The sequence below is a fragment of the Roseimicrobium sp. ORNL1 genome (assembly GCF_011044495.1).
Lineage (GTDB): Bacteria > Verrucomicrobiota > Verrucomicrobiia > Verrucomicrobiales > Verrucomicrobiaceae > Roseimicrobium.
This window is the reverse complement of the sequence record NZ_CP049143.1, coordinates 7,257,821-7,280,214: the sequence shown is the minus strand read 5'-3', so window position 1 is coordinate 7,280,214 and position 22,394 is coordinate 7,257,821. Positions and strand designations below refer to the sequence as shown.

Sequence of the window (22,394 nt, the reverse complement as noted above, 5' to 3'; positions counted from 1 at the left end):
AGAAAGCCACCGGGCGACGGCCGTATTTTCCGCGGCCGTTGCCCGAATGCTCATGCCCTTTTGCCTATCCAAAAGAGTCGATTCTCACTCTCTGCTTCTCCTCTCCCTGTCGGGATTGAGCTCGCTGGTGCTGCCTTTGACATCAGCAGTCGCAGCCGATGTGCCGGCGATGATTTCGCAGAGTTGCTTGGAATGCCACGACAAGGAAGTGCAGAAGGGTGGTCTGGATCTGACATCGCTGCCGTTTGACCTCGCGGATGCGGCCGCACGGCTTCGTTGGGTACGGGTGTATGACCGGGTGCAGTCGGGCGAGATGCCGCCCAAAGCAGAGGAACTGCCGGCTGTAGATCGAACCACCCTGGTAAACTCACTGGATGCGGCGCTATACGAGGCCGACCTTGCAGACGTCAAAGCCCATGGCCGGGGACCCATGCGGCGGCTGAATCGCGATGAGTACGAGCAGAATCTGCGCGATGTGTTGCAACTCCCAGACCTGGACATCCGGGACATCCTGCCGGAGGACCGCGAAGGGCATCATTTCAATAAGACCACGGCGATGCTGGACATGTCGCGCGTGCAGCTCGCTGCGTATCTGGATGCCGCCGAGGTGGCACTACGAGCCGCCATGGTGACCGAGGCCGCGCCGCCTCCGGTCCTGAAATGGCGCAACGTGGGCACGGATCTGTTCCCCGGCACAGGCACGTTTGGAAATCGCGAGGCGATGTTCTTCGCGCGTGACAACAAGGCCATGGAGTGGGACCGAAAGACAGAGAACGAGGAGATCAAGAAAGCAGCCAAAGACGAAGGCATTGAGATGGCGCTGTTTCGTTCCGCGAGCTGGCCCTACATCGGGAATCCGAAGAACATCGTCGCGAAGCATCCCGGGCGGTACAAGGTGCGCTTCTCCGCACGCGCCGTGTTGCAGCAGAAAGGTTTCACCCTGCTGCCCGCCAAAGAGCCGGTGCCGATGACCTTCCGTTCGCGTAAACCTGCCGGGGCGGACATCATCAATGAAGTGCGGGATGAAGGTGGCATCATCGACATCCAGCCGGAGAACCAGGTTTACGAAACGATCGTCCGGCTGAGGGAAGGGGAGTCGTTTGAGTACAGTCTGCTGGGCCAGCCCATGCCGCTCGCGATGAATCCGAATGGCTCGGCGCCGTCCTATCGCTATCCACCCTTTCCAGAGGGCGGCCAGCCGGGGATTGCGGTGCAATGGCTGGAGGTAGAGGGACCCCTACCGCCACCGAACTGGCCACCGGCATCGCATCGCGTGCTTTTTGATGCCTACGGCACCGAGGTGAAGCCGGCAGATGCTGAGGTGGCAGCAGAGGCCAAGCGCCTGCTGCGGCGCTTTGTGAAGCTCGCCGCACGTGAGCCGGTTTCGGAGAAGGATTTGCAGATGTTTGACGCTCTCATCCGGCAGCGGATGGAAAAGGGTGCTTCCTTCAAGGAGGCCATGCTGGCGGGATACAAGGCCTTCCTGGCATCCGGTGACTTCATCTACCTGCGCGAGCCCGTGTCGAAGAGAGACGACTTTGCGCTTGCTTCGAGGCTGTCTCATTTCCTCGCCAACACGCGACCAGATGCCCACCTGCTGGAACTCGCAAGCAGTGACAAGCTTCATGACGCGGTCACCTTGCGAGCGGAGACGCTGCGTCTTCTCGAAGGCGCCGGGTTTGAGCGTTTCGTGAAGAGCTTCACGGACTACTGGCTAAGCCTGCGACACATCCGGCGCGATGATCCAGACATCCGGCTCTTCCCCGAGTACCGCTTTGATGAATATCTCGTGGAGAGCATGGGTCGCGAGACGCGCACATTTTTCAGTGCAATGTTTCGTGAGAATCTGCCGGCGAGCGCGCTGGTGAAGTCGGACTTCGTCTTCGCGAATGATCGCCTCGCGAAGCACTATGGCCTACCCGCGATGAGTGGATCCACGTTGCGGAAAGTCGCACTGCCTGCAGGGAGCCCCTTTGGTGGGCTGCTTACTCAAGCGGCAGTCTTGAAGGTCAGCTCGAATGGAACCACGACTTCGCCTGTGGTCAGAGGAGCGTGGGTCACCGAGCGACTCATTGGCAGAACGATTCCGCCACCGCCTACAAGTGTGCCCGCCGTGGAGCCAGATATCCGTGGTGCCAAGACCATCCGTGATCTGCTGGCGTTGCATACCAAGTCGCAGTCCTGCGCGACGTGCCACGCCAAGTTCGATCCCGTGGGAGTTGCCTTGGAAAACTTCGACATCCTCGGCGGCTGGCGGGGACGGTATCGTGGCTTGGAAGAAGGTGAGCGCGTCACGGGCATCGATCGCGCCGGTCATGACTTCAGCTACACGCTGACCAGTCCAGTGGACTCCAGTGCCAAGCTCGCAAACGGTCCCAGCTTCAAAGACGTGAATGACTTGAAGGGCATCCTCGCTGCGGATTCACGCCAGCTTGCCCGGAATGTCCTGCAACAATTGACCGTGTATGCCACCGGCACACCCGTGCGCTATTCAGACCGCCGGGAAATCGAAGCCTTGCTGGATGGCTGCGCGGCAGATGGCTACCGCGTGCGTGACCTGCTCCTTGCCCTGGTGCAGAGCCGCATCTTCCTCGGAAACCCTTGATCTGCGTATTGCGCATACTTCTCCCATGAATGCCCCTCACATCGCCCGGCCCTTCTCCCGCCGTCGTTTTCTTCGCGGCGCCGGAGTGACGCTCGCGCTGCCCTTGCTCGAATGCATGACGCCGGTGTTCAGCCGGGCCGCGCAGACCGCAGCGCCGCGGCGCATGCTGATCATCTCGAACAATCTCGGCTTCCTGCCCAAGCCCTTCTTCCCCACGGCCACGGGGAGCGACTATGAGCTCACGCCCACGCTGGCTCCGCTCGCAGAGGTGAAGCGCGAGTTCAGCATCTTCAGCGGCATGTCGCACCCCGATGTGAATGGAGGACATAGCGCAGAGAACTGCTTTCTCACGGCGGCGCGTGGTCCCACCAAGAGCGGCTTCCGCAATCAGATTTCGCTCGACCAGTTCGCCGTGGAGAAGCTGGGGCAGCTCACGCGCTTTCCTTCGCTGAACCTGGGCGTGAACATCGACAAGGCCAACCGGAGCCTCTCGTGGACGCGCGACGGTGTGTTGCTGCCCGCGGAGGACAGTGCTACGGCGCTGTTCCGCCGCATGTTCATCCAGGGCGATCCCGAGATGGTGAAACGGCAGCTCAATCGTCTCGATGAACGTGGCAGCATTCTGGACACCCTGCGCGAGCAGATGGGTGGCATGAACCGTGGGCTCGGCAGCGAGGATCGCGCGCGCCTGGATCAATACCTCACCTCCGTGCGTGAGGTGGAAGAGAGACTGGTTACCTCCCGCGAATGGGAACTGAAGCCCAAGCCAGTGACTTCGCAGAAGGAACCGACGGACATCCAGGACAAGAAGCGCATCTTCGACAAGCTGGAACTCATGCTGGCCATGGCGCAGCTCGCGTTCGAGTCGGATTCCACGCGCATCGTCACACTCATGGTGGATGCCTTCGCCACACCCGCCTTCAACATCCACGGGGATGAGAACACCACGGAAGGGTACCACGGCCTCAGCCATCACGGTCAGGCGCCAGACAAGGTGAAGCAGCTTGAGGAAGCGGACCGCCAGCAGATGGTGATTCTCGCCAGCCTGATACAGAGCCTGGCTTCCAAGAAGGAAGACTCTTCCCGCCTGTTGGACCGCACCATGGTGCTCTTCGGTAGCAACATGGGAGACGCCAACAAGCACGACAATACGAACCTGCCCGTGATCCTCGCAGGAGGCGGGCTCAAGCATGGGCAGCATCACGCCTTCAAGCACGACAACAACACGCCCCTCTGCAATCTCTTCGTGACGCTCCTGCAGCAGATGGGCGTGGGGGTGGACAAGTTCTCCAGCAGTACGGGGACGATGAATGCGCTGGTGTGAGTGCGTGTGTAGTGATGCCGAGCAGAGCAGGGGCGCGAAGTTCTGCGCTCCTTGATGCCGCTTAGAGAGATGAAGGGGTAGAATGGCCCCTACGTGTGAAGAGACTCCTGTCCCAAGGAGTGGGGGCATTCCTGTCCCCATGGAGGCGCGAACGACCTCAAAAGCGCTCAATACCTCCCTTCGCCCGAACGAAGCAACTGCTTCGCAGGGAGCGGCACTAGCCTAGTGCCGTCATATGCAGCGTCGCCACGCGCACAGCTTGGAAGCGTCCTTACAGCTTCGAAGGAAAAGGCTCCGCACCCCATTTTGCCCACCACCGGCACTGAGGCTAGTGCCGCTCCCCTGCGAGATGCCCTTACACCATGGGGACGTTCTTCCTCCAATGACTCCGTTCACGCCTCAGATGGGGACAAGAATGCCCCCGATCTTTGAGGGGAAGCGGGTTCTTCGTCCGATTTGGCCGTTCCAACTCGGGCATTTGAGCCCCGAAAAGCCGGGTCCAGACCCCGATTTTGGCCCTCAAAAAGTCTTCTCACAAAGATTTCAGCCGAATCGGACTCTTATTCCGCTCAGGATGCGGTCGTTTCGCCGCATGCATAAAGGACGGTGAATAACTGCGAGCTTTTGGATAAACCTACTACTGAACGCATAACAAGCCCACGCGAAAACGTTCGACGCATCATGGAATAACCAAATCTGAGGCGGTCAACCGCCACCCCAATCCGGCGAAAATGTTTAAAAAAGTGTGATGAGGAAGTTGACGAAAAGGGAGTCCCGAGTAGTATCTACATCCCGACAGAAAACGACGGGCTGCCAAACGAAGAGCGAACTGCAAAGCAAGTTCTTCAGACTGAAGCAGAAACGGATCTTTACACAGACTACGGTTGGAGGATTTGCGAGAGCGAATTTGCCACCAAAAACAGAGGTTAAACAATGCACTGCATGGTTGCACATAGCAGTGGACAAAAAGTTAAGTAATAAAGTCAGTATCTTTTTGTAAAAGGAAAGATGCTCCAATTTTTGGAGAGTTTGATTCTGGCTCAGAACGAACGCTGGCGGCGTGGATAAGACATGCAAGTCGAACGGGATATTTTTGTAGCAATACCGGAATATTCAGTGGCGAACGGGTGCGTAACACGTGGGTAACATGCCGGGAAGAGGAGAATAGCCCAGGGAAACTTGGATTAATGCTCCATGTGGTCGCAAGACTAAAGACGGGGTAACCTGTCGCTTCCTGATTGGCCCGCGGCCTATCAGCTAGTTGGCGAGGTAACGGCTCACCAAGGCAACGACGGGTAGCTGGTCTGAGAGGATGACCAGCCACACTGGAACTGAGACACGGTCCAGACACCTACGGGTGGCAGCAGTCGAGAATCTTTCACAATGGGGGCAACCCTGATGGAGCGACGCCGCGTGGAGGATAAGGTCTTCGGATTGTAAACTCCTGTCATGCGAGAGTAAGGCCCCGCGTTAACTGCGTGTGGGATTGACAGTACCGCAAGAGGAAGAGACGGCTAACTCTGTGCCAGCAGCCGCGGTAATACAGAGGTCTCAAGCGTTGTTCGGAATTACTGGGCGTAAAGGGTGCGTAGGCTGCGCAGAAAGTCAGGTGTGAAATCCAGGAGCTCAACTTCTGAATTGCACCCGATACTCCTGTGCTAGAGGACTGGAGAGGAGCTTGGAATTCTCGGTGTAGCAGTGAAATGCGTAGAGATCGAGAGGAACACTAGTGGCGAAGGCTGGGCTCTGGACAGTATCTGACGCTGAGGCACGAAGGTCAGGGGAGCAAACGGGATTAGATACCCCGGTAGTCCTGACAGTAAACGGTGCACGCTTGGTGTGGGAAGTGACCCTTTCCGTGCCGAAGCTAACGCGATAAGCGTGCCGCCTGGGAAGTACGATCGCAAGATTAAAACTCAAAGAAATTGACGGGGACCCGCACAAGCGGTGGAGTATGTGGCTTAATTCGATGCAACGCGAAGAACCTTACCTGGCCTTGACATGCATTGTGTCGTTGGTGAAAGCCAGCTAGTGTAGCAATACACGCTTTGCACAGGTGCTGCATGGCTGTCGTCAGCTCGTGTCGTGAGATGTTGGGTTAAGTCCCGCAACGAGCGCAACCCCTGTAGTCCGTTGCCACCGGTTTTACCGAGCACTTGGACTAGACTGCCCAGATCAACTGGGAGGAAGGTGGGGATGACGTCAAGTCCGTATGGCCCTTACGGCCAGGGCTGCACACGTACTACAATGCCCAGTACAAAGTGAACCGAGACCGCGAGGTGGAGGAAATCGAGAAAACTGGGCTCAGTTCAGATTGCAGGCTGCAACTCGCCTGCATGAAGTTGGAATCGCTAGTAATGGTACATCAGCTACGGTACCGTGAATACGTTCCCGGGTCTTGTACACACCGCCCGTCACATCATGGAAGCTGGCTTCGCCCAAAGATCGTGCGCCAACCGCAAGGAGGCATCGGTTTAAGGCAAGGCTGGTAACTGGGATGAAGTCGTAACAAGGTAGCCGTAGGGGAACCTGCGGCTGGATCACCTCCTTTCTATAGGAACCTCATGAGTAATCATGACGTCCATTGGGTGTGGAATCTGCAGTGCATTGTTTAGCCTCTGTTGGAACAAATAGTTCTGTGTAACATCAGCCTCACGAAACGGGGGTATAGCTCAGTTGGTAGAGCGCCAGCTTTGCAAGCTGGATGTCAGGGGTTCGAATCCCCTTGCCTCCAGTCGTAAGTTTAGCGAAAGCGAAAACAAGCGGGCAAATGCGAGAGCGACCTGCGGGCCTGTAGCTCAGTTGGTTAGAGCACCGCCTTGATAAGGCGGGGGTCATAGGTTCGAGTCCTATCAGGCCCACCACTCTTGCCACTGGAAGATGAGATCTGGAGAGTTCTTTGAAAACTGCACACAAACTGAAAAATGTTCAGTGATGTCCTGGTGTTAAGGCCAGGACAAGATGCAAACAAATTCAATGACTGATTAAAAATAACTAAGGCACATAGTGGATGTCTTGGCATCAACAGGCGATGAAGGACGCGCAAGGCTGCGATAAGCCCCGGATAGCTGCCGTGAAGCTCACCCGGGGATCTCCGAATGGGATAACCCACTGTAGTAAACTACAGTATCTCATATGCTCCGCATATGAGAAGCGATACCTGGGGAAGTGAAACATCTCAGTACCCAGAGGAAAAGAAAACGAAAGTGATTCCGTCAGTAGTGGCGAACGAAAGCGGAACAGCCCAAACCGGGGGCTTTGCTCCCGGGGTTGTAGGACTCCGATATTCTGACAATAGGCTAGGTGAAGCTTCAGGAAAGCTGCTCCATAGAGGGTGACAGGCCCGTAACCGAAAGCCGACGATAAGATAGGAACTCCTGAGTAATGCGATACACGTGAAACTTCGCATGAATCTGCACCGACCACGGTGTAAGGCTAAATACTCGTTGATGACCGATAGTGAACAAGTACCGCGAGGGAAAGATGAAAAGAACCGCTGTGAGCGGAGTGAAATAGTCCCTGAAACCATGTGCCAACAAGGTGTCAGAGCCGGCTTGTCCGGTGATGGCGTGCCTTTTGCTTAATGAGTCTGCGAGTTGGTTGTTGTTGCAAGTGTAAGCCTTTCAGGGGCATACGCGCAGCGAAAGCGAGTCTTAACCGGCGCCCAAGCAGCAGCAGCCAAACCCGAAGCGGTGGTGATCTACCCTTGACCAGGCAGAAGCGTTGGTAAAACAACGTGAAAGGCCGAACCGGTGAATCTTGAGAAATTCTCGGATGAGTTGAGGGTAGGAGTGAAAGGCTAATCAAACCCCGTAATAGCTGGTTCTCCTCGAAATGTATTTAGGTGCAGCGTCATGCGCTGAGCAGAGGGGGTAGAGCACTGAATGAGCTAGGGGGATATTTTTCCTACCAACCTCAATCAAACTCCGAATACCTCTGTGTGAAGCATGGCAGTAAGACAGTGGGGGATAAGCTTCATTGTCGAAAGGGAAACAACCCAGCCCAGCAGCTAAGGTGCCCAAACAACGCTCAGTGGAAAGGAAGTAAAATCTCAATGACAGTGAGGATGTTGGCTTAGAAGCAGCCATCATTTAAACAGTGCGTAATAGCTGGCTCATCGAGAGATTTTGCGCCGAAAATGATTGGCGATAAGCGTTGTACCGAAGCTCTGGAAGCGAAAGCTTGGTAGAGGAGCATTCTGGCGACAGCGAAGTCTGAAGGTAACTGACGATGGAGTTTCCAGAAGAGAGGATGCAGACATAAGTAACGATAAGGCCAGTTAAATACTGGTCCGCCATAAACCCAAGGTTTCCTGGGCAACGATGTTCGTCCCAGGGTTAGTCGGGTCCTAAGCTACGGCGTGATGTCTACGCGATGGATAACAGGTTAATATTCCTGTACTAGTGGGGTTAAGTACTGTTGTTGCGGGAGGTGGTCTTAGCAGACCTTATTGACTTGGCAGGGAGGGCTTCGGCCTGACCGCGCTAGGGACACCACCCGCCAAGAAAAGCGACAGATCGTTCCCTCATTACCCGTACCGCAAACCGACACAGGTGGGTGAGCGAAACACGCTCAGGCGCAAGAGTGAACCCTCGTTAAGGAACTCTGCAATCTAGTCCCGTAACTTAGGGAGAAGGGATGCCCCGCAAGGGGTCGCAGTAAATTGGGTCAACCGACTGTTTATCAAAAACACAGCATTGTGCTAAGACGAAAGTCTACGTATACGATGTGACACGTGACCAATGCGGAAAGATTAAGGCAAGGGGTTAGCCGCAAGGCGAAGCTCTGAACCTAAGTCCCCGTGAATGTCGGCCGTAACTATAACGGTCCTAAGGTAGCGAAATTCCTTGTCGGGTAAGTTCCGACCTGCACGAATCGTGTAACGAGTTGACCGCTGTCTCAACGAGGCGCTCAGTGAATTTGTAGTGGCGGTGAAGATGCCGCCTACCCGCAGAAGGACGGAAAGACCCTATGCACCTTAACTGTAGGCTGTCACTGACTCGCCGATTTCAATGCTCAGTATAAGTGGGAGGCTTTGAAGCCTGACTTTCGGGTCAGGTGGAGCCAAAAGTGAGATACCACCCTTTGGTGTTGGCGATTCTAACTGAGATTCAGGACAATGGCAGCTGGTCAGTTTTACTGGGGCGGTATCCTCCCAAAGAGTAACGGAGGAGCGCGAAGGTGTGCTCAGCGCGGTTGGCAATCGCGTGTCGAGAGCATAGTCATAAGCACGCCTAACTGTGAGACCAACAAGTCGAACAGATACGAAAGTAGGCCTAAGTGATCCGGCGGCTTAAAGTGGAATTGCCGTCGCTTAACGGACAAAAGGTACGCTAGGGATAACAGGCTGATTTGACCCAAGAGTTCATATCGACGGTCAAGTTTGGCACCTCGATGTCGGCTCGTCGCATCCTGGGGCTGGAGAAGGTCCCAAGGGTCCGGCTGTTCGCCGGTTAAAGCGGCACGCGAGCTGGGTTCAGAACGTCGCGAGACAGTTCGGTCCTCTATCCTCTGTGGGCGCATGATAATTGAGGGGTTTTCTTCCTAGTACGAGAGGACCGGAAGTGACGCACCTATGGTGCATCAGTTGACACGTCAGTGGCACGGCTGAGTAGCCAAGTGCGGAAGAGATAAGCGCTGAAAGCATCTAAGCGCCAAGCTCATCCCAAGATTAGTTATCACAGGACCGTGGGAGACTACCACGCGATAGGGTGAACGTACAAGCCAGGGTAACCTGCTCAGCGTATCACTACTAATAGTCCATACATTTTTAATCATCCTTGCATCCCTGTTAGCATCTCATATCACCGACATTATCGTTTCAGACCTTGTGTGCAGTTTTCAAACCAACCCTCCGGTCTCCCCGAAGTAGTTGATAGTTGAGGGTCGATAGTTGATAGCAATAACAGTTGCCACCAGCTACCGGCCCAGTTAAACCCAAAGTCCATCATCAGGACTCTGGCCAGCCCACCGCCCTTAAAAAGCAGTGCCCCTGGATAGATTTCTGGTGATATCCCGCAGTGGACCCACCCGTTCCCATCCCGAACACGGAAGTGAAACGCTGCAAAGCCGATGATAGCCTGACGAAAGGTCATGCAAAAGTAGGCAGTCGCCAGTTTATTTCAATCAAAGCCGTTCCAGCAATGGAACGGCTTTGCTTTTTTATACGCATGTCGCCAATCCGACGCGGCGTGGAGAAAAGATCTAGGCGATGTGGCGGCGACGACCGCATAGATCTTGTCTTCCCTTCAAGGAGCTGACAATCTGTCCGAAACGCACCAGAGAGATGGCAGGACGACTGGTGTAACCGCGCTTCCCCATGAGATACCTTGTCATCGCATTGGTTGTCGTAGTCGTGCTCGTCGTGGCCTGGATCATCTGGCGCTGGACATCCGTAAACAGGGGCGCGCAACAGAGAGACGAGAGGCTGCTGAAACTTCTCGAGCCTCTGGAGGACAAAATTGAGGCTGGGGAAGAGATCACGAAAGACGAAGTTGCCGCCCTGGCCGCCCGTCCTGAAGCCCGCCACCTCCTGTTTGCCGCTTTGCGAGATGCGGGCAAAGCAGAACTCCTGCCCGATACCTACAACTCTCCAGTCGACCAGGCGGCAAGCTCCCTTGCTTTTTGGATGATGCATCCCAATGAACTGCAGGATCCACCGGAAACCATGGAGCTGGTCAAAACAGTCCCGAGGATCTTTGACGGCCACCAGCGTGATTTTCATGTCTTCCGCTACCGAATGCCGGCTGGTCATTGGGCAGGTGATGCATGGCAGTTGGGATTCGGAATGGCCCCGCCGCCCGATACTGAACCGTACGCGGGAATGACCGCCGCCTTCTCAACCGTGGGCGACACCGAAGGAAAAGCCGAACCCGAAGCAATCGTCGATTGGTATCTGGACATGCTCCGGCAAAAGGGCGCTGAAGCGTGAATGTTCTGGCGACAGCGGTGGCCTCACGGTGCCTCGCTCCACCATGATTTGTGAACCGTTGGCCGAACGCGCGTTGCGGTTTGTTGCCCTATGCAGGTTCCTTCACAGGAAAAGCATTGAGCGAATTGCGCTTTGCAGTTAAACCGGATTTCCAACACCCTCCTCCTTATGGAAATCAAACCGGAAGTTTACGAGCAGCCCGGCACCTTCTACCTCGGTCGTGAGTACGACGTCGCGACCAAGGCCCTTCAGGACAATCTCGTCCTGTATGATTCCAAGGACCTCGTGACGCACGGCGTTGTGCTGGGCATGACCGGCTCCGGCAAGACGGGTCTCTGCCTCGCGCTTCTTGAAGAGGCCGCCATGGATGGCATCCCCGTCCTCGCCATCGACCCGAAAGGCGACATCGCGAACTTCCTTCTGCAGTTCCCCAATCTCCAAGGCAGCGAATTCGAGCCGTGGGTAAATCCGGAGGACGCCCAGAAGAAGGGGCAATCCGTCACGGAATACGCCGCCGCCCAGGCCCAAATGTGGGTCAAGGGACTCGGCGAATGGGGCCAGAGCGCCGACCGCATCAAGAAGCTTCGCGAGAAGGTGGATATCAACATCTTCACGCCAGGCAGCAGCGCGGGTATTCCAGTGAGCATCCTTGCTTCCCTCGCGGCACCACCGGCAGAACTCATCGAGGACGCGGAAATCTTCCAGGAGCGCGTGGAGAGCTGTTCCACCAGTCTCCTCAGTCTCGCCGGCGTGGAGGGAGATCCGGTGCAGTCACCGCAACACATCCTCCTCGCGAATATCTTCACTCATTGTTGGGCCAAAGGGCAGGACGTCACGCTCGAAAGCCTGGTGCACCTCGTGCAGCAGCCTCCCTTTGAGAAGGTCGGCGTCGTCGCGGTGGATGACTTCCTCTCCGAGAAGAAGCGCACCGAAGTGGCGATGAAGCTGAACAATCTCATCGCGTCGCCCAGCTTCGCGAGCTGGTTGCAGGGTGTGCCACTGGACATCCAGAAGATGCTCTACACGCCGGAGGGCAAAGCGCGCGTCAGCATCTTCAGCATCGCGCACCTCAGCGACGAGCAGCGCATGTTCTTCGTGAGCCTGCTCTTGAATGAGACGCTCGGCTGGATGCGCCAGCAGTCGGGTACCACGAGCCTTCGCGCCATGCTCTACATGGACGAAATTTTCGGCTATCTCCCTCCCACGGCGAATCCGCCGAGCAAGAAGCCGATGATGATCCTGCTCAAGCAGGCCCGAGCCTTCGGTCTCGGCATCCTACTCGCCACCCAGAACCCCGTAGACCTCGATTACAAGGCGCTGTCCAACATCGGCACCTGGTTTCTCGGACGCCTCCAGACGGAGCGCGACAAGGCCCGCGTGCTCGATGGCCTCGAAGGCGCTGCCAGTTCGCAGAACGCCAAGTTCAACCGCAGTGAGATGGAAAACCTTCTCTCCGCCCTGGGGAACCGCATCTTCCTCATGAACAACGTGCACGAAGATCACCCCGTAGTCTTCAGCGTGCGGTGGGTCATGACGTATCTGCGCGGTCCGCTCTCGCGAAATCAAATCAAGTCACTCGTGGATCCCAAGCGTGAAGCGTTTGCGTCCTTGATGCAGAGCTCGACCCCGAAGAAGGCCGCCAAGTCCGGCCCACCTCCGCTGCCCAAACAAAAGAAGCCGGCGGACGAAGACGCCGGATTTCTCCCGCCCTCCAGTGAGGAAGAGGAAACGACCGAAGCAGCCCCTGCCGGCTCAGGATTCCGTCCGAAACTCCCTGACCCCGCAGTCGAGTACTTCCAGAGCGAAGGTGGATCTTCCTACGTGCCCGCCATGCTGCGCTCGGCGACGGTGCTTTTCAATGATGCGAAAAAGAAGATCAGTGGTCGCGCTACGGTCACGTTGGTGAATGAAATCGACGCGGCCAACGCGAAGGTGAACTGGGACAAGTTCCTGGATGTCCCGCGTGACATCGATCTCACCAAACTGGATCGCGACCCTGACAATGGCGCATCCTTTGGAGATCTCCCCAGTGCTGCGCAAAAAGCAGCCACGTGGAAAGCCATTGAGAAGGATCTCACGAACTGGGTCTACGCGAACTACGAAGCCGAGATCCGCTACAGTCCCTTGTTGGAAGCCTATTCCAACTTCGGCGAAAGCGAGGCTGACTTCCGTGTGCGCGTCTCCCAAGTCGCACGAGAGCTGCGCGACAAAGCAGTGGAAGAATTGCGCGCCAAGATGATGAAGCAGGCCAAGGCCATCGAGGACAAGGCAGCGAAGGCAATGCAGAAGGTGGAGACCCAGAAGGCCCAGGCCAGCAGCGCCAAGTGGAGCACCGCCGCCACGATCGGCACCTCACTTCTAGGCGCCCTCTTCGGCAGAAAGTCGAGCGTCGTCAGCGCTACCAACGTCAACAAAGTCGGCAGCATCTTCCGTGAGTCCCGCGAAGCCGCCTCCGCAGAAGGGGAGGTCGAGCGCTACCGTGAAGAACTCAAGGCCCTCGATCAACAGCTCTCGGATGAAACCCAGAAGATCCGCGACCAATACGACCCCACGGCCCTGACCTTCGAAGTGGTGAAACTCACTCCCATGAAGAAGAACATCACGCCAAACGCGGTGGGGATATTGTGGGTGGGGAAGTAGACACACTACACCCTTTCCAGAGCGCGACTGTCCCGTCGTCCCAATCACGGAGCAGTACCGCGCTTCGACTTCTTGGGCTTTGGCCGACCTGGAGCGGATTTCGAAGGAGCCAGCCGTTCGGCGCGCTCTTCGTCTTCCTGCTTCCAACGCTCAAGATCTTCAGCAGTGGAGAACATGGCGGGATCAGAAGACCAGCCAAAGTCGCCCTCAGTCCGCTTGCCGCGCACACCAGCATCATCTTTTCCGTCCCAGCCCAAGGAATATACCAACAGACGATTGCCATCCTTGAGCGAATATCGAAGTGGCCTTCCATCAATGGGGTCAAGTAGCGGGGCGGAGAGGAACTCAGGCACGAGCTGCTCTTGCGCTTGGGGGAAGTGTCCGTACTTGAGCCGAAATCTCTCGGCAGCACACCAAACCATCGCGCACCTGACGGTGGCGTGGAAACTGGCGGCACGCTGCAGGATACGCTGATGCATCGAAGCAGTCTCCTCCAGCGCATGACGGGAGAACGTGAACCAACCGGACTTGTCAGCGAGGACAAGCGCTTCAGTGCGCATGTCGCCTACTTTGGAGGCGACAAACACATCCCGCTTACTGTCAAGAATTCCACTACTGAGATCCACAAGGGATTCCTGGAAACTCGCGAGATCAGCCAACTCCCAGCCACGTGGTCTGGCGATAAACAACGCGTGGAATGCCGTGTCTTCCACCCGATTCACCCAACGAGGGGCATCAGGCCACCTGGACGGCGTTCCGCAAGAGCAAGAACCCGTCAACGCCTTATACAGATAGCTGGATGATGCCGGAATATAGGTGTGCAGGAACATCACTCTCTCGTTCTGCACTGCAACCAGCGCGTTCCGAAGCGCAAACTTCTGGAGTGCCAGCTGAAGTGATAGCAACTGCTCATCCGATAGGTTCGCTAGAGGTAAGCTATTTTGCCAGGCCTGCAGGGTGACCGCACTCATGGTGATGCCGACCAGGTAAGAGAGCAGGTTGGCAGGAGATTGTTCGACACGGTGTCCGAGCTCAAGGAGCGAAACCAACGATTTAGTATACGCGTCTTCGTGACCACTTGCCGCCAATGCAGCAATCCAACCCCGCGAAGTGACTGGCAACTGCTGCAGGCACGACAAATAACTGACCTTCATCTCCAAGCCGTCTTTATACTCGAGTGGCCAACGGCATTGAGGCCGATTGAGGGCATCGTGAATTTCATTCCACTCGCCATCGAACTGCGCATAAAAGTGAAGCACTTCATCAGAGGTGCTTTGGAACGGTCCGGTCGGAGGAGAGGCTGGAAACGTTTTCCGCATCGAATCAGCCCAAAGATCCAAAAATGACAGGTTCCCAGGGGAAAGCGGTCTGTGGGTGGGGAATCGGACACCTGATCTGGATACGCGAGTCGCCCAGCCTTCCGTGATTAACCCCAGACGCGTCGTGTTCGGATCGGAAGCTGCCAGCAGCTCCGCGAAAATTGGCGCCGCTGCCACATTCTCCTCGTCCGGGATTATCGGCGGAATGATGTCCGCAATGTCCACCGGCTCACCCGCAGCTCGAAGACGTGCGCAGGACTCTTCCCAAATCTTCTGGCCACGCCAGTTCTCCTCCCACCACACGGCCGTGATCAATCCGGCGAGGATAATCACAGCGATGAGGATGCGGCGTGTCCACTTCATGCGCGGAGCTTAGCCATACGCAACGAAAGCGTCATGGGGAAACGGACACGGGAACAGGCGAAAACGCAACATGCCATAGGGTGCGTGCACCACGACACCGCATGGAGATGTGCTCGATCAAATCTCCGCAGCCGCGCCTTCTGTCGGGTCGGAAGACCCAACGCCCGCTGTCGGACCAGAAGGTCCAACCTCCTGCAGAGCTCCGATGGCTTCGCGCTCTTGAACAGATGAAGGTGAACTGGCAGGGGCTCCTTCTTTTGATGCCAGCGCTAGCTCTTCCTCCGATTGCTGCTCCTTGTCTTCCTGGCCAGGCTTCCTCAGCGTGGCTGCGACGTCACCCATCCGAGCATAGACCTCATGCTGCTGGGCACTGTGTTTGAGAAGATCCGCGGAGAGCTTCACGCGTCCGGGCTCGAAGATGGTGATGAAACAGGATCCGCCGAAGATGAAATAGCCCATCTCCTGCCCCTTCTGCACGGGCTCACCGGCACGGTAGGTCTGCTTCACGGTGCCCACGCAGGTGGCGCCGACTTCCAGCAGCAACACTTCGCCGAACTGTTCCGTGTGAAGCCGCACGAGGTAGCGTTTGTTCTCCCACAGGAGAGTGGGGCGCTGGCGCAGCGCGATGGGGCTTACCGAGTAGAGCGGGCCATTGATCAGCTTCGCTTCACCGGGCACGCCGGCGCAAGGGAAGTGGAACCGGTGATAATCCACAGGGCACAACCGCGAGATGATCATCGAGCCCTTGGCAAATTTCTCCGCCAGTGCGTCATCCTGCAGCAGCGTGCGGAGATCAAAGGGGATTCCCTTCACAAAAATGCCATCGCTGGCCTCGATATCAGGAATGGCAAAGTGGCGGCCATCCGCAGGGAAGGCAATCGTATCCGGTTCCTCAGCGATCGGCCGCGCCGAGGGCTTCAGCTTGCGTGCGAAGAAGGCGTTGAAGGTCGGGTAGTACTCCGGCTCCCCGGCCATCTCGGCGCGGTTGATGCCATACTTTTCGATGAATGGGAGCACCCGTTCGCGGCTGGCTGGGGTGGACATGCGCCAGCCGTACCAGGAGGAGAAAAGCTTCCGCTTCACCAGCGTGGCCAGCGTGACACGCCCAGCCTTGCTCTCGTAGGCCCAGCGCAAAAAGCCTTCTCCATAAATCACTTCGGTCTCGGTCTTCCCGGTGTAGCGATTAAAAAATTCGACGGGCTCGGACGGGAGGCTCATTGAAGGGACCAAAGGGGATGAGGATTGCGAAGAGCAATTGGAGGCAAGGATGGGATCGGAAAAACTTTCCCAAGGTTACATTCCTAAACGCCGCCTTGCTGCCTCCTGCTCGCTCGCAGAGGAAAAATGGGAGGCAGGTGTACCCTTGGCCAGTAGCAGCGCGTGGAAATTCCGGCCCAGCAACCCGGGGTGGGTCAGGGTCTGAAACTGGCGTTTGCTGTTGGTATCCATGGACATCGGGCGGGAGGAAAGGGTATCGGCGAAGAGCTTAGTCAGAAAGCGGCCCTGCTCTATGAATAAGGCAAGATTTAGGCCAATTTTCTCCGCAACTTGCACCACACAAGTGAAGTTCACGTCAGCCGTGAGGTCTGCATCCCCGAGATCTTCCAGGACCTTGCCGTCCGTACGATGCTGATAATAGCGGCGCAGCGTGCCGTCCATGCGCTCTGGCGCGAAGTACTCTGCCGCCGACCGCCCATAGTCGAGCAGAAGGACGGCGCCATCAAAGGGAGCGGTGGAAAGCGACTCGACCCAAGCATCGGCGTCCAGGCAGATGTCCGTGGTGTAACCCACCGGGAACTCGGTGCCCAAGCCGGAGGTCGCGGTCGCCAGTCGCGGATCACTCAGGGCACCCTCGACGAAGTCCAAATCAGAGGTGCCAGCAGCCAAGCCCACCCACAACTCGCGCCATTCAGTGCCAGTCCAGCGCACGCGGTGCACGGGGAAGGCATCCAGCAGCTCATTGCAGAGGAAAAGCGCGGCTGGGGAGGATGGGATGCCGGCGTGATCCGCAGCCCAGAAAATCCGTGGCTCGCTCGCCAGAGTCTTGCGTTGGGCTTCTTGGAGTTTTGCATCCGGCTCGACGATGACGTAGCGCACGGCCTCGGCCAGTGCTGCGTCCAGCTCCCGACAACCGACTAGAATGTCCCGGGCCAAGGTACCGTCGTGAGCGCCCTGCTCAATGAGGGTGAACTCGGCCGGTCGACCCATCGACACCCACACCTGACGGGCTTGCTCCGCCAGCAGCCGGCCAAAGAGCGGGCCGGCACTGACGCTGGTGAAGAAATCCCCCTCCCGTCCGATACAGCGGACTCCCTGGCGATAGTATCCCACTCCCGGCTCATACAGTGCAATCCGCATGACTTCCGCCCACGTGAGGCGACCACCCGGCGCGGAGGCGATCCGGTTGCGAATAAGTACAAGGACTGACGGCACAGGGTTTGCGTTGGCCATATTACGGTAAGGGGCTATACTCTCTCCCCACTGCAACGCAAACTACCCCCAAATGCCTGAGCCTGAAGTGAACCCCATTGCCCGCCAGTTGGGTGGAACGGTGCCCCCGTCGAAACGTGGCAAAGGAAATGTCGTCAAGCGCAGGGTGCCCATCTACCGGCGCAAGTGGTTCGCCATCCTGGCCATCATCTGCCTCGTCTCCGGCGTCACGGTCATGGGCGTGGTCATGGCGTTTCTCGCACCCCTGCGCGCGCAGGCGGAGACGTTTAACCTGGATGACCTGCACAAGATTGAAAAAGCCAGCCTCATCTATGACCGGCGCGGCGATGAACTGGGCCGCATCTATGTGCTGAACCGCACCCCGATCAAATTCGAGCAGGTGCCGCTGAAGTTTATCGATGCGCTTACGGCTCAGGAAGACGAGCGTTTCTTCCGCCACAAAGGCGTGGACATGTGGGGCGTGGCGCGCGCCATGTGGCTGAATTACAAGGCCGGCGAGGAAACCCAGGGTGCAAGTACCATCACCCAGCAGCTCGCGAGAAATGCTTTCAAGCTCAAGGATCTTGAGAAGAGCGGCGACAAGAACTCGCGATACACCCGCAAGATTGTGGAGTGGTTCATCGCGGAGCGCATCGAGGAAAAATACACAAAATCCGAGATCCTCGAAATGTACCTGAACCGAATCTTCTTCGGTCGGAACTTGTACGGCATCCAGGCAGCGGCACAGGGATACTTCGGCAAGGACGCGAAGGATCTCACCTTGGAAGAGAGCGCGCTGATCTGCGGCATCATCAAGAGTCCTAACAATCTCGAACCCCTGCGCTATCCCGAGCGCGCGAAGAAGGCCCGCGACCACGTGTTGGATCGCATGCGCGAGGAAGGTTTCCTTTCCAAGACTGAAGCAGAGCAGTACAAGGTCATCCCGGTGGTGACGAATCCCCCGGACAATGTCACCCGCCTGAGTCACGTGACGGAAGAGATCCGCCAGCAGGCAATCGACATCATTGGCGAGGAAGCGGCACAGTCAGGTGGCTTCCACATCTACGCCACGGTGGATGCGCGTCTGCAGCGCGCCATGGAGGCATCGGTGCGCCAGCGCCTGTCCGAGGTGGAGCAGCGCCCCGGCTACACACACCAGACGTATGCGCTGTACCATGAGATCAAGGGCGAGGTGAAGAAGCGCATCGCCGCGAAGCAGATCCCCGCAAACACACCCATGCCTGCCCCGCAGTATCTCCAGGCATCGGCACTGGTGATCGACAACCATGACGGCTCCGTGCTGGCGATGGTGGGTGGACGTGATTTCCTGGACAGCATGTTCAACCGTGCGATGCAGTCGCGCCGTCCCACGGGCACTGCGTTCATGCCATTTGTTTACGCTGCGGCGTTTGAGAAGCCGCAGTACTACCCGCCGGCGTTGATGAAAGACCAGCCCATCAACAACCGCCTTGTGATGATCGGCGGCTTCGATGGCAAGCTCGGTGAATGGGGCACGGAACAGGAAGAGACAGTCTATGGCGACACCATTTCCCTGCGTGAGTCTCTGGTGCAGAGCCGCACGGCTGCCACAGCGCGGCTGGGTCTGGAAATCGGTCTGCCTGCGGTGAAGGATTTGGTGACTCGCGCGGGCATCAAGTCACCGGTGCGCGACTATCCCAGCAGCTTCCTCGGAGCGAGCGAAGCGAAGCTGGATGAGCTGGTGCTCGCCTACAGCGCCTTCCCCAACAAGGGCAAGCGTCCCAAGGAGCTGACGATGATCCACCGCATCACGGACGACAAGGGCAAGGTCATCTACCAGATCAAAGAAGACGATGAACCCCTGGTGCAGGTGATGGATGAGATTGCGGCCTACCAGACGCACTCCTGCCTCGTGGAAGCACTCGATCGTGGCACGGGCCGGCCGGCGCGCGCCGAGTTTGGTCTCAAGGAGTTCCCTGCTGCCGGCAAGACGGGCACGGGTTACGAGTTCAAGGACCTGTGGTACCTCGGTTACACCAGCTCGGTGACGTGCGGTGTCTGGTGTGGGTTTGATCAGCAGAAGCCCATCTACGAGGGTGCTTTCAGCAACCGCATCGCGCTTCCGATCTGGTCGGACATCATGAATGCTTCTGCGAAGGATTATAAGACAGAAGAAATCGCCCCGCCCCAGGAGGCGCAAATGGTGGAGATCTGCAACAAGAGCGGGCTGCGGGCGGTGGACTCTTGCTATGAAAAGGTTCCGGATACGGTGAATGGCGGCATGAAGGCGGTGCGCTGCACCCATCGCGAAGTGATGCGCCCCGGCTCGAACTTTGAGACCTACTGCAACGTGCATCGCGGCGGCGGTGCCGCAGGTGTGGGCCCGGTCATCGGGATGATGGAACCGGCCCAAGACACGATACCGCTCAATCCCGCAGCGATGAATGTGCCCTCCGTACGAATGAAGGGACTCACCGTGATTGGGAATGATCCGTACAATGCCATCATCCCCGTGCCCCGTGCTGAGCCGGTGGATGAAAGCGGCGAGGTGGTCCCCCGCGCCGTGCCGGTGATGGAAGAGGACAACCAGCCTCAGAGCCCCATCAAGCTCGCCCCCCCGCCGCCGCTCAAGCTAGATTAGCAGAACGCAGTACTAGTAGTGCTTGGAGCAATCACGGTGGCGTGATATGACGGTGGCATGCGTCTGTGCCTGTCTGCCGTGCTCTTTTGCCTCGCGTACATGGGCTGCGCTTCCCAAGCTGCGGCGCAGAAGGTGATGCAGGTGCGCTGGAAGAGCGCACACACTTCGCCACCGGTGAAGCTGGGTGGCAGTGCCGGGGACTGGCTGCCGGCCTTCCGGCTCGCCCTGCAGACGCTGCCGGAGGCGTCGATCGTCGCCTTGAGCCTGAGCCAGCCGCAGATGCTGGGCCTCTCGCCGGGAGATGCCGCGAAGCTGCAACACCTGTCGGCAGAGCGGTACACGCTCATGACTGGGGACACCGTGTTTCAGCGCGCGCCCACGGCATTGCCCTACTGCTACAGCGAGACGAAGCCCACTGAAGGTCTCGCCACCGTGTACCTCCCCAAGGCGGTCACGGCGGACACGCCGACCATCGTATTTCTGCACGGCTCCGGGGGCAGTTTCCTCTGGTGCCTGCACGTCCTCGTGGAAGCCTTTCCTGAAGCCGTGATCGTCTGCCCGGCCTATGGCATGAGCACCGGCAGCATTCCCGCCGCCTATGTGAAGGAAGCGCTTGCGAAGACGGCGACCGTGACGCAGGCCCCTCTGAAAAATCCGGTGCTCATCGGGCTCTCTGCCGGTGGGTTCGGCGCTTGCAAGGTGTACGTGGAGGCACCGCAGGACTGGAAGCGTCTGCTTTGCCTCGCTGCGTATGCACCCGACACGGTGCTGACGCGGTTCGCTCCAGGCATGGACATCTGTTTCCTCTCCGGCGCGCGCGAGGATTTTGTGGCAAGTGGCTATTTCAACCGGGGCGTGCAACAGGCACGGGGGCGCGGGGCCCAGGTGCGTTCGCACCTCATGCCGGACAGTGGGCACTTCTTCCTGCTGGAGAAGCGGGAGGAGACGCTGAAGGTGCTCAAGGAGTGGGTGAAGTAAGGCGGCTTCGAGCGTTGCCTTCTCGTCTGCAGGGCAAAAAGCATCGAACGCCGGTTGGACGATGGTTAAGAGTGCCATCCGCAGATTTTGTCCTGTGCGATTCAGGAGAGAAGAAAGCTGCGGCGTGGAGGTGTTCACCCTGTGGCGCCTGCCTGATACGAACCCCCCGTTCAACTTTTCATCTCATGAAGACCTACCAACACATTCTGGTGGGGGTCGACTTTTCTCCTGGAAGCCGCGCGGCCTTGCATGCCGCCGCCCGCATCGCTTCCCCCGGAAAGACCCCAATCACCGTGATGCATGTCATCGATCCGAAGCTTGCCGAGTCCATGAAGGAGGCTCACCACTGGACGGATCTGGAGTTGTTTCAACACGTCGACCAGACCGTGGTTGATTTCGTCACCGTCACCGGCGTCGCTGCCGACCATGTGCGCATCGAGCTGGATATTGGACAGCCCTTCCAGGCGTTGATTGGTGCCCGCCATCGACTGGAGGCGGACCTCATGGTGATGGGAACTCGCGGCTCTGAACACGGACCCAATGACATCGGCTCCGTAGCCAGCAAGTGCATGCGCAAGGCACCCGCAGATGTGCTGCTGGTACGTGAAGGCACGGATGGCAGCTTCCACCATATCACCGCTTGCGTGGATCTTTCCGAGACTTCGGCCAAGGCCGTGACGGCAGCACGTCACTTTGCGGAACTGCATGGGGCCATGTTGGATTGCCTGTTGATCAATCAGTCCGTGCTGGCGCTGAACATGGACTACAATGGATTCTCACCTCCCATTACGCCTGTGGAACCCCAGGGACTGGCGCAGTGGGAGTATGAGATGGATGGGTTCCTCCGCCCGCTGATGCGCACCGCACCGAGCAGTCTCACGTGGAATGCCTTTGTGAAGGATCGGTCCAATGTGCGCGAGGCCATCCTGGAGCACATGAAACTTACAAAGACGGACCTGGTGGTGCTGGGTACTCGCGGGAAGACCAATCTGCGCACCCTGCTCATCGGCACCACCGCGGAGAAGATTGTCACCCACGCCCCCTGCTCCGTGCTCACCGTGAAGCCGGATGGGTTTGAGCTGCCCGTTGAGGTGAAGGATGAGGGAGGTGACGCTCATGACGCCAGCCATGAACAAGAGAGCCCTTTCCCTCCCGCCACCGTGCCCATGGCGTGAGGTGGGATG

The 22,394-nt window shown here is 57.8% G+C and carries 10 protein-coding genes, 2 tRNA genes and 3 rRNA genes; 12 read left to right on the top strand and 3 right to left on the bottom strand.

Annotation, left to right across the window (positions count from 1 at the left end; genetic code table 11):
- Positions 1 to 169: 169 nt before the first annotated feature.
- The 9 genes from G5S37_RS29410 (at position 170) to G5S37_RS29370 (ending at position 13,500) form a co-directional block, all read left to right on the top strand.
- Positions 170 to 2,605: a DUF1592 domain-containing protein gene (locus G5S37_RS29410; protein ID WP_240914742.1), complete on the top strand. Its 2,436-nt coding sequence runs from the start codon at positions 170 to 172 to the stop codon at positions 2,603 to 2,605.
- Positions 2,606 to 2,630: 25 nt separating this feature from the next.
- Entirely contained in the window at positions 2,631 to 3,929 is a 1,299-nt protein-coding gene (locus G5S37_RS29405; RefSeq protein WP_165209674.1) for a DUF1552 domain-containing protein, read from the top strand.
- Between the two features lie 1,017 nt (positions 3,930 to 4,946).
- Positions 4,947 to 6,480: ribosomal RNA gene (locus tag G5S37_RS29400) — 16S ribosomal RNA — on the top strand.
- A gap of 110 nt (positions 6,481 to 6,590) precedes the next feature.
- Positions 6,591 to 6,663 (top strand) — tRNA-Ala (locus G5S37_RS29395).
- Between the two features lie 53 nt (positions 6,664 to 6,716).
- Positions 6,717 to 6,793: transfer RNA gene (locus G5S37_RS29390), tRNA-Ile, on the top strand.
- A gap of 119 nt (positions 6,794 to 6,912) precedes the next feature.
- Positions 6,913 to 9,706, top strand: a 23S ribosomal RNA gene (locus tag G5S37_RS29385).
- A gap of 226 nt (positions 9,707 to 9,932) precedes the next feature.
- Positions 9,933 to 10,047, top strand: a 5S ribosomal RNA gene (gene rrf, locus G5S37_RS29380).
- Together the 16S, 23S and 5S rRNA genes with 2 tRNA genes alongside form the textbook arrangement of a ribosomal RNA operon.
- Before the next feature lie 201 nt (positions 10,048 to 10,248).
- A complete protein-coding gene (locus tag G5S37_RS29375) occupies positions 10,249 to 10,860 on the top strand; it encodes a hypothetical protein (RefSeq protein ID WP_165209671.1) in 612 nt (203 codons plus the stop codon).
- A gap of 168 nt (positions 10,861 to 11,028) precedes the next feature.
- A complete protein-coding gene (locus G5S37_RS29370; protein ID WP_165209668.1) occupies positions 11,029 to 13,500 on the top strand; it encodes a DUF87 domain-containing protein in 2,472 nt (823 codons plus the stop codon).
- Positions 13,501 to 13,544: 44 nt separating this feature from the next.
- Here G5S37_RS29370 and G5S37_RS29365 read toward each other — a convergent pair whose 3' ends face one another.
- From G5S37_RS29365 to G5S37_RS29355, 3 genes are all read right to left on the bottom strand, one after another.
- Complete coding sequence (locus G5S37_RS29365) at positions 13,545 to 15,182, bottom strand: hypothetical protein (RefSeq protein ID WP_165209665.1); 1,638 nt, start codon at positions 15,180 to 15,182, stop codon at positions 13,545 to 13,547.
- Positions 15,183 to 15,299: 117 nt separating this feature from the next.
- Complete coding sequence (gene asd / locus G5S37_RS29360) at positions 15,300 to 16,400, bottom strand: archaetidylserine decarboxylase (protein ID WP_165209662.1); 1,101 nt, start codon at positions 16,398 to 16,400, stop codon at positions 15,300 to 15,302.
- Between the two features lie 75 nt (positions 16,401 to 16,475).
- On the bottom strand, positions 16,476 to 17,540 hold the full coding sequence (locus G5S37_RS29355; RefSeq protein ID WP_165209659.1) for an SAM-dependent methyltransferase: 1,065 nt from the start codon (positions 17,538 to 17,540) through the stop codon (positions 16,476 to 16,478).
- A gap of 145 nt (positions 17,541 to 17,685) precedes the next feature.
- Here G5S37_RS29355 and G5S37_RS29350 point away from each other — a divergent pair, with 145 nt between their 5' ends.
- The 3 genes from G5S37_RS29350 (at position 17,686) to G5S37_RS29340 (ending at position 22,385) form a co-directional block, all read left to right on the top strand.
- Positions 17,686 to 20,232 (top strand): transglycosylase domain-containing protein, encoded by a 2,547-nt coding sequence (locus G5S37_RS29350; protein WP_165209656.1) that lies wholly within the window; start codon positions 17,686 to 17,688, stop codon positions 20,230 to 20,232.
- A gap of 57 nt (positions 20,233 to 20,289) precedes the next feature.
- Positions 20,290 to 21,210, top strand: coding sequence for an alpha/beta hydrolase (locus G5S37_RS29345; RefSeq protein WP_165209653.1), 921 nt, complete (start codon positions 20,290 to 20,292; stop codon positions 21,208 to 21,210).
- 185 nt (positions 21,211 to 21,395) lie between these two features.
- Positions 21,396 to 22,385, top strand: a complete 990-nt coding sequence (locus G5S37_RS29340) for a universal stress protein (RefSeq protein ID WP_165209650.1) — start codon at positions 21,396 to 21,398, stop codon at positions 22,383 to 22,385.
- The last annotated feature ends 9 nt before the right edge of the window (positions 22,386 to 22,394 follow it).

Bases quoted from the DNA above. Each gene is read 5' to 3' on its own strand.
- G5S37_RS29345 (WP_165209653.1), top strand. From the start codon at position 20,290: ATGCGTCTGTGCCTGTCTGCCGTGCTCTTTTGCCTCGCGTACATGGGC.
- asd (WP_165209662.1), bottom strand. From the start codon at position 16,400: ATGAGCCTCCCGTCCGAGCCCGTCGAATTTTTTAATCGCTACACCGGG.
- G5S37_RS29365 (WP_165209665.1), bottom strand. From the start codon at position 15,182: ATGAAGTGGACACGCCGCATCCTCATCGCTGTGATTATCCTCGCCGGA.
- G5S37_RS29355 (WP_165209659.1), bottom strand. From the start codon at position 17,540: ATGCGGATTGCACTGTATGAGCCGGGAGTGGGATACTATCGCCAGGGA.
- G5S37_RS29340 (WP_165209650.1), top strand. From the start codon at position 21,396: ATGAAGACCTACCAACACATTCTGGTGGGGGTCGACTTTTCTCCTGGA.
- G5S37_RS29375 (WP_165209671.1), top strand. From the start codon at position 10,249: ATGAGATACCTTGTCATCGCATTGGTTGTCGTAGTCGTGCTCGTCGTG.
- G5S37_RS29410 (WP_240914742.1), top strand. From the start codon at position 170: ATGATTTCGCAGAGTTGCTTGGAATGCCACGACAAGGAAGTGCAGAAG.
- G5S37_RS29405 (WP_165209674.1), top strand. From the start codon at position 2,631: ATGAATGCCCCTCACATCGCCCGGCCCTTCTCCCGCCGTCGTTTTCTT.
- G5S37_RS29370 (WP_165209668.1), top strand. From the start codon at position 11,029: ATGGAAATCAAACCGGAAGTTTACGAGCAGCCCGGCACCTTCTACCTC.
- G5S37_RS29350 (WP_165209656.1), top strand. From the start codon at position 17,686: ATGCCTGAGCCTGAAGTGAACCCCATTGCCCGCCAGTTGGGTGGAACG.